The organism is Corynebacterium ulceribovis DSM 45146 (assembly GCF_000372445.1).
GTDB lineage: Bacteria > Actinomycetota > Actinomycetes > Mycobacteriales > Mycobacteriaceae > Corynebacterium > Corynebacterium ulceribovis.
This window is the reverse complement of sequence record NZ_AQUY01000001.1, coordinates 293,018-304,843: the sequence shown is the minus strand read 5'-3', so window position 1 is coordinate 304,843 and position 11,826 is coordinate 293,018. Positions and strand designations below refer to the sequence as shown.

The following is an 11,826-nucleotide window of genomic DNA, read 5'->3' as shown; positions in this document are numbered from 1 at the left end:
AGTGGTGTGAGGCGGGCGGATGCGCGGCTAGGATTAGCGGAATGACCGACCCGCGCAATGACTCCGAGGACCTCGCCGCAGAACAGACTGCAGAACAGGCTGCAGAGGGCCCTTCGTTCCTTAAGGATCCGCAGCCAATGGACATGGTGCTCATTGTCCTACTGCTGGCCATGAGCGTGTTCTCGCTGGCGATGATTGCTCCGCGCGGCTGGTTCCTCACCCACCCGATGGCATACAGCCTGCTCATCGGCGGCTACACCAGCGCAACGGTCTCTGGCGCGAATGTTTTCGCGGGCAATGGTCACTGGTGGACGTACTTGCTGGCATCGCTGGTCGGCGCGCTGAAATTCATGCCTATCTATTGGCTGCTTGGCAGGCGCTGGGGCGCGGAGTTTATCGACATGTCGCTGCAGTACATGCCGCGTGCCCGCCGCTTTTTCACCCGAGCACTGCGTGAAGAATCCGTCAAAAGTAAAGCCATCACCTTGGGATTACTGCCGCTGGGCTACGCGCCTGGGCCAGTGCCGTCGATGATTCTGAACGCCGTCGCCGGGCTGCTGAAAGTCGGGTTCTGGTTTGCGCTCGTAGTAAATATCGCCAGTGTGCTGCTGGTCAACGGACTCTTCATGTGGCTTGGCTTCACCTTCGGCGACCAAGTGTTAGCTGTGGTGGAAACCGTCAATAAGTACCTCCTCTGGGTCACCGTCGGCCTGATTGCCGTGCTGATTTACCAGGCACGAAAGCAAAGCAAGCGCGTGCAGTAGCTCGCGTGCAGTGGAGTTCGCGCTATGTCTGGTACAACCGTACATTTCCGTCCGGTACACATGTGTCGAGCTTTCGAGGAGCACCTAGCTCAGGTGACATCTGAAGCTGGGGACATTCAGATCCGTATTGGGCGGGCTTAGCTTGGGCTCGAGGTTCTCCGTGGGTCTTGCCTTACGATCTCACGGACTCGGCTTCCAACAAGTGCCCAAGCTGGGTAGCTGCTATCAATTGCCCGAAGGACAGATAGCATGTCATTCATTCGGCTGCGCACATTGATTTCCAGAAGGTTCTCCTGATGCGAGACCCGGTTCCTTAGATGAGTGAGTCTTTCAAACTTCTTGCCAATATTGGCTCTCGACTTATCCGTAGGCTCAACATTCGGAAATGCGTTGTGCAGGCATTCTTCCCAAAGGATTCGTGCACTCGCTCTGTGAGCTGGAAGCGCTTCCCCAAGAAGGTTTGACCAGTTGCCAAGAGTGAGTTGTGCAAAAACATCATCATGATTGCACTTTACGCGGGTTCGAGGATGACGCTTTCCTCTTTTATACGATTCTCTCTCGGCTCGTTGTTGGGCTTGGTGCATTGGGCTTCTCAACATTCCATATAATAGCGCCGCCGACTGCCCGGGTAGCGCCCAATCGGTTTGCCCCTGCTTCTTCAAGTTCCAGCCTCTGATGGCGCGATCCATCGCATTCCTGGTCAGAATTTCGAAATGCGAAAGTTGATAGTGGAGCGCACCAGCTAGCTGGACATTCCACCTGTACAGAGCTTCAGCCCTGTACACATCCCCACCGGCCTCATCAAAATATCGCTGAAAGCGTGGCTCGCCCAACATCGCTTCGAGATCATCTTTTGCAGTCATTGACTTCGGTGCTACCATTCGTTACTAGCGAGCGTCGGTGTAGACCGGCGCACTTTACCCCACGACCCCGCACCCTCGGCGCGGGGTCGTCGTATTGGATGATATCTCCACTGCCTACTTTTGAGTCTCGAGCTAAGAACCATCAGATCCAAGCTTCTCTGCTCTGGCAGAGATTATGTGGAACATGTCGAGCTCATTCCTAGACTAGGACTTCCCTATTGACGTTGAGGCCCTCCCTCAACCCAGCCAAGATTGGTTTTATGGCTCGTCGGATGGACTAGCCGACGGCTTTACCTCTCGCAGCAGCTAAGCTCACAAGTTTTTACACAGCGCCGGGGTATCCGAGCTGGCGCCAGGCTTCGTACGCAGCGACTGCGGCAGCGTTCGAGAGGTTCATGCTGCGGCGGCCAGGAAGCATCGGAATGCGAACCTGCTGGGTAATGCGTGGGTCGGCCAACACTTCGTCAGCAAGCCCGGTTGGCTCTGGTCCGAACAGCATCACGTCACCGGGTTGGAATTCGATGTCGGTGAGCCAGGTGTCGGCGTGGGCGGTGAATGCGAAAACGCGGCTGCTGGATAGTGCGGTCAGTGCGGCGTCAATCGACGGGTGGACTTTGACTTCGGCGAGGTCATGGTAGTCGAGCCCGGCGCGGCGGACATTCTTTTCATCGAAGTTGAAGCCGAGGGGTTCGGCGAGGTGGAGCCAGGCGCCGGTGCCAGCGCACATGCGAATAGCGTTGCCGGTGTTCGGCGGGATCATCGGCCGATCGAACAGGATGTGGCAGTAGGGTGTGGCAGGTTTCTGGAGTTCAGGCACGGTTTCCAAGCGTAGCGCCGGAGTAATTCAACTAAAAACCCACCCAGGCATAACTATTGCTACTATTCCGGTATGCGACAACTGAAAACTCTCACCGCGGTGTGCGCCGCCACCCTATTTCTCGCCGGTTGCGGCAGCGATCCAGAACCGCCTGCTGCAGTGACTGTAACGACAACTGTTCCTGCAGATGATGATGATTCCATCGAATCAGTTGATGGTCCAGCCAGCGATGAAGCCGCCGCGAAGCCGACTCAAGCTGCGAAACCGAAAACCTACATTCCGGCCCCCGAACACCAAGGTCAAGTGGGCGGCAAGTGCGGGTACATCGAAGGAAGCATTGAGGTCAACGCGGCGTCTCGCACGTCCTGCGATTTCGCTTACGCGATGTTCTCCGCCGCTGCGCAGCAAACCTACGCCACCCAGTTCTCTGATTTATCTCCGAATGTGCCAGCTCCATTTGCCGAAGGTATGCAGGTCGATAGCCCAGTAACCGGCGAAACCTATACCGTGGACTGCTCCTTTGGGGTCAACACCACTACGTCGATGTTCTGCGCGGAGCGCGGCAACCTTGCCGCTGGTGTTAGCGCGGATTTTAAGATTACGGATCCTGCCAACTACAGCTGGCCAGACACGATGACGGTTAACTAGGTCTGCCGCTACCCCATTACCTAAAGTCCCGCGAGCGCCCCGCTGCCACGGTTAGGGTGCCGTCGCCGCCGCTGCGCAGCACCGTCGATAGGTCCACGAGTTTGTCGGCGACCACGTTCGCGGCGCCGTTGGCGTTCTCAATGATGCCGCGGACCAGCAGGTTACGACTCGTCGCCGCCACCGTCCGATACTTCGCCCACAGTCCCGGACTGACCACCACATTAATCAGCCCGGTTTCGTCTTCCATCCCGAAGAAGGTCACACCGCTGGCGGTGCGCGGCCGCTGCCGGTGCGTCACCGTCCCAGCCACAAAAATCCGGTCGCCATCGGGCAGATGCAGCAGCCGCTCGGCAGGCGCAACACCCAACTTGTCCAGTTCGGCCCGCAGCAGCTCCATCGGGTGGCCTTCCGTCGTCACACCAGTCACTGCCAGGTCAGCAGCAACTAATTCCAGCGCACTCATCCCCGGCAGCGTTGGCGCGCCCGCCGGTGTGAGCCCTTCCAGCATCCCGTCCTTTTCCGTCGCCGCTACCCCAGCCGCCCACAGCCCTTGCCTGCGGGTTAGCCCCAGTCCGGACAGCGCGCCGGCATTCGCCAGTGCCTCCATATGCCGCACCGTCAGATCTGCCCGGCGCGCCAAATCAGCGGCATCGCGGAAAGGCGCAGCTTCCCGTGCTGCGACGATCCGTTCAGCTCCGCGCTGCCCCAATCCGTCAATAAGCCCAAGCCCCAAGCGAATTCGCCCACCTGGACAATCCGCCTCCACCCCGGACACCGTCACGTCGGCCTTATCAATCGGCACACCATGGCGGCGCGCATCCGCGACCAGTGACTGCGGCGAATAAAAACCCATCGGCTGTGAGCGCAGCAGCGCCACGCAGAACTCTGCCGGATAATGCAGTTTGAACCAGGCGCTGAAGAACACAATCGAGGCAAACGACTGCGCGTGGGATTCCGGGAAACCGTAAGAGGCAAACGCCATGATTTTGTCCCATAGCCGCTGCGCCACCTCGTCGCCAATGCCATGCTCACGCAGCACCCCGGCGAAAAACCGTGCCCGCAGCGCCTCCATTTTCTCCGGGGAACGTTTCGACCCCATCGCCCGGCGCAATGAATCAGCCTCCGCTGGGGTGAACCCGGCCGCATCAACTGCAATTTGCATCAACTGCTCCTGAAACAGCGGCACTCCCAACGTCTTTGACAGCGCTGGCTCCAGGCACGGATGCTCATAAACCACCGGCTCCTCCCCATTGCGGCGGCGAATATACGGGTGCACGGAACCGCCCTGAATCGGGCCGGGGCGAATCAGCGCAACTTCCACCACCAGGTCGTAGAAAGTGCGCGGTTTCAGTCGTGGCAGGGTCGCCAGCTGCGCGCGGGATTCGACCTGGAACACGCCAACGGCATCGGCGCGGCACAACATCTCGTAGACCGCGGGCTCGGCTACGTCGAGCTCCCACAGGTTCACGGTGCGGCCATGATGCTTGGCCACCAAATCAATGCATTCGTGAATTGCGGTGAGCATGCCCAGCCCCAGCAGGTCGAATTTCACTAGGCCGGCGGCGGCGCAGTCATCTTTATCCCACTGCACCACGGAGCGGTTTTCCATCCGAGCCCATTCGGTCGGCACAACATCGGCAATCGGCCGGTCGCAAATCACCATGCCACCGGAGTGAATCCCCAAATGCCGCGGATGGCCTTTGAGCTGCTCCGCCAACTCGCTCACAGCTTCGGGAGGCTCCGCCCGGCCGCCAACCCACGCGTCGGTTTGCCCCGCATCAAAACCCAAGGCACGGGCTGCATCTCGCAGCGCGCCGCGACGCCGATACGTAATCACGTTGGCCACCTGCGCGGCATTATCGCGACCATACTTCTCGTACACATACTGGATGACTTCCTCGCGCCGCCCAGACTCAATGTCCAAGTCAATATCGGGCGGCCCATCACGCTCAGCGGACAGGAAGCGCTCGAACAGCAGTCCCGCCGCCACTGCATCCACATTGGTGATGCCCAGCGCAAAACACACCGCCGAGTTCGCCGCCGACCCCCGCCCCTGCGCCAAAATCTCCGCCTCCCGACAGAAGTCACAAATGTCGGCAACAATCAGGAAGTACCCCGGAAACCCCAACTGCTCAATCACATCAAGCTCATGCGCAATTTGCGCCCACGCCTTCGGATTGTCTGCCTCCGCGCCGTAGCGTTCCCGGCCTTTCTGCTTGGTGACGTATCGGAGCCAAGTGTTTTCGTCATAGCCGTCGGGTGTCTGCCACTGCGGCAGGTTCGGGGCGATGAGGTCGAGGGTGAAACGGCATTCGGCAGCGATAGCTCGGGTGTCCCGCAGGACTTCTGGCGCGTAACTAAACAGCTGCTCCATCTCGGTGCCGGAACGCAGAAAAGCCCCGCCCACGGGGTGCAATTGCGGGTCCGCGTGTTCGAGGTCAAGGCGGGCGGCGAGGGCTGCTTTCGCACCGGCAATCCGGCCGTCGGCGGGAGTGCCTGCGGAGGCATTGGTGGTGGCGACGGCTCGTAAACCATGCTTTTTCGCAGCGGCAAGCAGCTCATCATTGTGGTCAGCATCGAGTGGGGTCAGTGGCGCGGTCAGTTCCACGGCAACATTGCTGGCGCCGAAGGTGCTGACCAGTTCGGTCAAGTCTTCGAGCCAGGTAGCATCGGCTAGCAGCTGCCAGTGGCACTGGCCGCTGCGCTCAGGGTCAGCGCTAGGGGCAACATCAGTATCTGTGCCAGCGGCGGCCAGCACTGCCAAGTCTGGGTACCACACCTCGTCTTTTTCGCCGGTGACCATACGGGCGTCCGTCAGCACGTGTGACAGTCGCCGGTAGCCCTCTTGACCACGACAAAGTACCGTCAACGCAGGCCGCCCCTGCCCGAGGGTCAATTCTGCGCCAACGATGGTGTGCACGTTCGCGTGTGCGGCTGCTTCTGCGAAGCGCGCGATGCCATAAAAGCCATCGCGATCCGTGAGGGTTAGATCACTAAGACCTAATCGAACAGCCGTTTCCACCATCTTCTCCGGCGACGATGCACCTCGTAGAAAGCTATAGCTTGAGCGGGCATGCAATTCCGGCCATGGGATGGCGTGCAGATTGCGGTTCTTCATTGCGTCGTCAAGCGCGGAAAACGCCGGGTCCTGCACAGGCATCAACTCTCCTGCCGACCTGCCGGAAAGAATTCTCTCAATGCGCGACCAGCTGAGCGCGCCGCCCTGGAAGCCATGTCCGTTCATTGCCACCCCCTTCGCCATGATTGTTGGTATGCTCAAACCTACCTAAACCGAACACACTTTCCAACCGCAATTTTTCACAAACCGGCTTGAAAGCACTAAAAGTAGACAGCTCTGTTTGCACGCGCGATAGCGACACTGCTAAGTTCATCAACAACAAACCGATAGACCGCTTGGTCTAGTAAATGATTTAGGAGTTCACCATGAATCTGCGTCGTGTTATTGCAGCCACCACTGCTACTGCATTCGCAACCATCACCCTGACCGCGTGCGGCGGCAGCGACGAAGACACCATCAAGATCGGCACCACCGACGCCGACAAGCTCGCCTGGAGCACTTTCGAAAAGGAAGCTAAGGACGCGGGCATCAAGCTCGAAGTGGTGAACTACTCCGACTACAACACCCCAAACCGTGCACTGTCCGAGGGCCAGATTGACATCAACCTGTTCCAGCACATCAAGTTCCTCGCGGACTACAACGTCGGCTCCAACGCCAACATCATCCCAATCGGCTCCACCGAAATTGTGCCGCTGGCGCTGTACTACAAGGACCACACCAGCCTGGATGACATTAAGCAGGGCGACGAAGTCATCATCCCTAACGACGTCACCAACCAGGGCCGCGCCCTGAACCTGCTGGCAGATAACGGCCTGGTCACCCTGAAGGACAACGCGCCATCCTCGCCAGCTCCAGTTGACGTCGACGAAGCCAAGTCCAAGGTCAAGGTCGTCGCCGTTGACGCCGCCCAGACTGCAACCACTTGGGGCGAAGGTAAGCCAGCTGTTGTTAACAACACCTACCTGGAGCGCGCTAGCATCGACCCTGCAACTGCGATTGCAAAGGACGACCCAAACTCGAAGACCGCAGAGCCATTCATCAATGTCTTCGCGACCACTGAAGAGAAGAAGGACACCGAAGGCTTCACCAAGCTGATTGAAATCTGGCACTCCCAGCCAGTTCAGGACGCCGTGCAGGAAGACTCCGGCGGAACTTCGATTGCGGTTGACCGCCCTGCAAACGAACTACAAGAAATCCTCGACCGCGAGGAAAAGGAACTGGCGGAGGCCAAGTGACCCAGCCTAAAGGCACCCCAACTGGACGTGAAACCGCCACACCCGGCACCTCCGTCCAGTTCATTAATGTCGGAAAAACTTTCACATCCGGAAAGAAACAGACCGTCGCCGTTCGGGACGTCACCCTGACGGTAGAGCCAGGAGACATCCTCGGCATCATCGGTTATTCCGGCGCAGGCAAATCCACCCTCATCCGTTTGATCAACGGACTGGATACCGCCACCGAAGGGCAAATTCTGCTGGACGGCACCGACATTGTCGGCATGCCGGAACGCAAACTGCGCAAAATCCGTCGCCACGTCGGCATGATTTTCCAGCAGTTCAACCTGCTCAATTCCCGCACCGCCGCCGGCAACATCAGCTACCCGCTGGAACTTGCTGGCGTGCCGAAAGCCGAGCGGGAACGACGCGTCCGCGAACTGCTGGACTTCGTCGGCTTGTCCGAGCGCGGCGGGCACTACCCGTCGCAGCTATCCGGTGGGCAGAAGCAGCGCATTGGCATTGCCCGTGCGCTCGCCACGAACCCCACCCTTTTGCTTGCCGACGAAGCGACCAGCGCTCTGGACCCGGAAACTACGGCCGACGTGCTGGAGCTGCTCCGGAAAGTCAACGACGAACTTGGCATCACCATCGTGCTCATCACGCACGAAATGCATGTGGTTCGCGCCATCGCTGACCAAGTTGCGGTCATGGACGCCGGTGAGGTGGTCGAATTCGGCCCGACGCACCAGCTGTTCAGCAGGCCGCAGCACCCAATGACGCAGCGGTTTGTGAAAACTGCCATGCAGGACCGACCAGCGGGCCGCGAACTCGACATGCTGCTGGATTCCTTGGGCCCAGGTATTCGCTTGGCGACGTTGCGACTTGGTCGCGACACTGACCTCGCTGAAGCTTTTGCCGCCGCGCGCGACGCTGGCGTGGATGTCCAGATTGTTCATGGTTCGGTGAACTCGGTACAGCACCATTCTTTCGGCCGGATTACCGTGCGCATTCTCGGAGATGACGCTGCACTAGCCCAAGCTTTCGATGCACTGCGCACATTCACCGACGTAGAGGAGTTGACGCGACCATGAGCACCCCACTGACTCTGGCGAACCTGGCTGGTTCCTCGCTGGCAAGCTCGGAAATTATGCTGGCCACCAACTGGGAGCGACTGCAGCCACGACTCATCGAATCCATCTGGGAAACGTTGTACATGGTCAGCTTGACCATGCTCGCGGGCGGCATCGCTGGCCTAGTGGTCGGCGTGCTGCTGACCACCACCCGTCGCGGCGGCATCCTGCAGAACGGTCCGGTGTACTGGCTGCTGAACCTGCTGGTCAATATTATTCGACCGATTCCGTTCATCATTTTGATCGCGGCGATTGGTCCAGTGACCAAGGCTGCGATTGGCACCACCGTCGGTACGGAAGCTGCGACTTTCGTCATGGCGATTGCTGCCACGTTTGCCGTGGCCCGCATTGTCGAACAGAACTTGGTTGCTGTGGACCCTGGCGTAATCGAAGCGGCGCGAGCGATGGGCGCTTCCCCAGCACGCATCATTTGGGATGTGCTGGTGAAAGAAGCGCTTGGCCCGATCATCTTGGGCTACACCTTCATCTTCATTGCCGTCATCGACATGTCTGCAATGGCCGGTTATATCGGCGGCGGTGGCCTCGGTGACTTTGCCATCACCTACGGCTACAAGACTTTCGACTGGAACGTCACATTGGTGGCAACCATCATCATCATTGTGATGGTTCAGCTGGCGCAGGGCCTCGGCAACTGGCTTTCCCACAAAGTCATGCACCGCTAGTGCGAAGGGCTGCACAAACCTAACGCGACGCTAGAGCCACGCTCGCGCGAAGTGCGAAGTGCGGCACTCGAGTGCGAAGCCAGCGCGAAGCGCACTGCCAACTTTTGTTGGTGGTGCGCTTCTTTTCATTAAACCTACTGAAAGGGCCAGCCGCCGCTGGCCCTTTTCCATTTGATTCTGCAAGAGTTACTTCGGGCTCCGAGTTTCGGCAGAGGGCGGGCGAACCAGCAACAACGTGCGACGGCAATTTGCTTGCTATCGGTTTAGCCCAACGAAGGTTATGGCGCGCTGGAGAGTTTAGCCCGGCAAAACATAAATAAATAGGCCGTTTTTGGGGTATTAAACGGACAAAAGCCGACGTAAACGAAAAATAGACGTTCTACAAACAGAACTAACGCTAGTTTGGGCTGGTCACCTCAGCGATATCCTGGACAATCCAAGAAAAGCCTTCCTTCGGTGCATCGCCACAGGAAGAAATCACTTCACCGATCGGCTCAAGAGCAAGCTGCACGTTCCACTTCCGCGCAGCTGCGCCGGCAGCAGCACCAGCGCCAGCGCCAGCGGCCAGCTCAGCCCCATCAGCAGTAACACCAGCCGCAGGAGCGTATTCCACTACAACACGGGCAGTTTTCCCATCGTCGGCCACCTTATCTTCGAGAACCAACACATCATCAGGGCCGGCCAATCCGTCAATAAGCTCCCTGACGGCGACCTCTGCCGACTGCGCCCACGCCTTATAAATGCCGCGACCACGGTATGCCTCGGTAGCAACACGGCCCGCCAAAATTTCGTTCACCGCGTGAATCGCGCCGATGGCATGTGTGCGGCCATAATTCAGGTTCCACGGCAACACCAGCATCACTGGGGCAAAGCGGTGCCCCTTCAAATGGGAAGACTCCCACACCAAGTCACCGTCGAAGTCGCGGAAGTTTACCCACAGCGTAGACGCCAGCGGACGGCCTTTCACCGCGCAGCACACATCGCGCTTGCCGTGCGTGCACACCAGAACCAGCGGATGGTTCACCGGCTCGGCGCCAGGGATGGTGTCCGCGTCCAAGTCAATGTCCAGCAGCTCTTCCGGACGCTGCAACTTCAGCCGCACCAGCGACTCCTGCCCCGGCAGCCCCCGCGAAATAAACACCGAAATGCCGTCGCAGCCCATCTGACCGAAGCGGCCAGGCTGGCGAATTAGCTGGAATTTCGCGCCATAGCGGGCACTGTACTCCTTGAACTGGGCAGATAATTCCTCCCCGAACACACCGCCGTCGAGCACGTCATGCGACCAGCCGTAGTGGTGTTCCATGGCGATGAACACGGAACCGGCCTTCGCAGTGCCTGGCAACGGCTCATTGGTCGCCTCGGAACAAGCTCTGGTCTGTGTCATACCCGGAATCGTAGCAGCTCACCAGTTTTAAGAAAGGCAAGGCTATCTTTATTCAGTCATAGTTCACTGTTTTTATATACTTTCGGTATCAATCTGCCAACGAATCGCCAACACCAGCAGTTTTGCCGCCTTCTGCTTTGGATTACGGCGCTCAACCCCCTAGCTTTAAGGTATGAACACCCCACAGATGCACTTGCGTAACAAAATCGTGGCAGCAGCAGCACTTCCGGCGCTGGCTCTCGCCACGCTTACCGCGTGCGGCGGGAGTGACAGTTCGGAGACTGCGTCCTCAACGCCGATCGCGCAGTCCAGCTTGGGTAGCCCAGACGATTCTGGTGTGGCGGAAACCTCGCCGCTCAACGAAGAAAAGCTCAGCCTTGAGCCGGTTTCGCAGCGCCAGTCCGACGACTCGATGCTCGCGGTGTCCGACGTTCGTCTTGGCGCGCACAAGGGATTCGACCGCATCGCCATTGAACTGGCTGGTGAAGGCACCCCTGGCTACAAGGTGTACTACTCGAAGGATGCCATGCAGCAAGGCAGCGGCAACCCGATTGCCATCGACGGCGACACCATTTTGGCGATTGACCTCGACGGCACCACTTACCCATTTGAAGTGGGTATTGAAGAGCCATCGATGAAGCCGCTGCGCAACGACAAGACGGCGAAGGTCGCTGAGGTTGTCAACGCTGGCACGTTTGAGGGTCGCACGCAGCTGTTCATTGGCATCAATGGTGAAAAGCGCCCATTCACGGTGACGCAGCTGTCGGACCCAACGCGCGTGGTCATTGACATTTCTGCCAAGTAGCACCAAGCAGGCGGCTCGGTTTCGACTCGACCCCGGCTCGGTTTCGGGGCGGTTCCTGCCTAACTCCTGCCCGGTTCCTGCCGATTTTTTGCCGTAGACTGAGCGGCATGATCGTAACTACCACGAACTCTGTCGAAGGCCGCCAAATTGCGCATTACATCCGCGTTGTCGCGGGTGAAACCATTGTGGGTATCAATGTTCTGAAGGATTTTGCTGCCGGTATCCGAAACCTGACCGGTGGTCGCTCCGCTTCTTATGAGGGCGAAGCGGTGGCCGCACGCGAAACTGCGCTGGCTGAGCTGGTGCAGCGCGGCATGGAACTCGGCGCTGATGCCATTGTTGGCGTGCAGCTTGATTACAGCACCATGGGCCAGGGTCAGATGCTGATGGTCACTGCCGCTGGTACCGCCGTCAAACTCGCGTAAATCTCTCCTTC

General features: G+C 58.8%; 10 protein-coding genes. 7 read left to right on the top strand and 3 right to left on the bottom strand.

Annotated elements, in window-relative coordinates; translation table 11 throughout:
- Positions 1–41: 41 nt before the first annotated feature.
- Positions 42–764, top strand: coding sequence for a DedA family protein (locus tag A3EC_RS0101470; protein WP_018023383.1), 723 nt, complete (start codon positions 42–44; stop codon positions 762–764).
- A 1,185-nt stretch (positions 765–1,949) separates the two neighbouring features.
- Here A3EC_RS0101470 and A3EC_RS0101460 read toward each other — a convergent pair.
- Positions 1,950–2,444 (bottom strand): tRNA (cytidine(34)-2'-O)-methyltransferase, encoded by a 495-nt coding sequence (locus A3EC_RS0101460; protein ID WP_018023381.1) that lies wholly within the window; start codon positions 2,442–2,444, stop codon positions 1,950–1,952.
- Between the two features lie 72 nt (positions 2,445–2,516).
- On the opposite strand from A3EC_RS0101460, the gene A3EC_RS12305 reads away from it, so the two are divergent.
- Positions 2,517–3,092 (top strand): YajG family lipoprotein, encoded by a 576-nt coding sequence (locus A3EC_RS12305; protein ID WP_018023380.1) that lies wholly within the window; start codon positions 2,517–2,519, stop codon positions 3,090–3,092.
- A 16-nt stretch (positions 3,093–3,108) separates the two neighbouring features.
- Here the strand turns inward: A3EC_RS12305 and A3EC_RS0101445 are convergent, their stop codons facing one another.
- A complete protein-coding gene (locus A3EC_RS0101445; RefSeq protein WP_026162070.1) occupies positions 3,109–6,336 on the bottom strand; it encodes an error-prone DNA polymerase in 3,228 nt (1,075 codons plus the stop codon).
- A 200-nt stretch (positions 6,337–6,536) separates the two neighbouring features.
- On the opposite strand from A3EC_RS0101445, the gene A3EC_RS0101440 reads away from it, so the two are divergent.
- From A3EC_RS0101440 to A3EC_RS0101430, 3 genes are read left to right on the top strand one after another with little or no spacing between them, the layout of a single operon-like run.
- Positions 6,537–7,406: a MetQ/NlpA family ABC transporter substrate-binding protein gene (locus A3EC_RS0101440; RefSeq protein WP_018023378.1), complete on the top strand. Its 870-nt coding sequence runs from the start codon at positions 6,537–6,539 to the stop codon at positions 7,404–7,406.
- A complete protein-coding gene (locus tag A3EC_RS0101435) occupies positions 7,403–8,479 on the top strand; it encodes a methionine ABC transporter ATP-binding protein (RefSeq protein WP_018023377.1) in 1,077 nt (358 codons plus the stop codon). Before A3EC_RS0101440 ends, A3EC_RS0101435 begins: the two co-directional genes overlap by 4 nt.
- Positions 8,480–8,535: 56 nt before the next feature.
- Positions 8,536–9,201 (top strand): methionine ABC transporter permease, encoded by a 666-nt coding sequence (locus tag A3EC_RS0101430; RefSeq protein WP_040427981.1) that lies wholly within the window; start codon positions 8,536–8,538, stop codon positions 9,199–9,201.
- Positions 9,202–9,598: 397 nt separating this feature from the next.
- On the opposite strand, the gene A3EC_RS10925 is transcribed toward A3EC_RS0101430, so the two are convergent.
- Positions 9,599–10,585 (bottom strand): sucrase ferredoxin, encoded by a 987-nt coding sequence (locus A3EC_RS10925; RefSeq protein ID WP_040427870.1) that lies wholly within the window; start codon positions 10,583–10,585, stop codon positions 9,599–9,601.
- 172 nt (positions 10,586–10,757) lie between these two features.
- Here A3EC_RS10925 and A3EC_RS0101420 point away from each other — a divergent pair, with 172 nt between their 5' ends.
- Together A3EC_RS0101420 and A3EC_RS0101415 are read left to right on the top strand one after the other, a co-directional pair.
- Entirely contained in the window at positions 10,758–11,390 is a 633-nt protein-coding gene (locus A3EC_RS0101420) for an AMIN-like domain-containing (lipo)protein (RefSeq protein ID WP_018023374.1), read from the top strand.
- Between the two features lie 107 nt (positions 11,391–11,497).
- Positions 11,498–11,815 (top strand): YbjQ family protein, encoded by a 318-nt coding sequence (locus A3EC_RS0101415; protein ID WP_018023373.1) that lies wholly within the window; start codon positions 11,498–11,500, stop codon positions 11,813–11,815.
- The last annotated feature ends 11 nt before the right edge of the window (positions 11,816–11,826 follow it).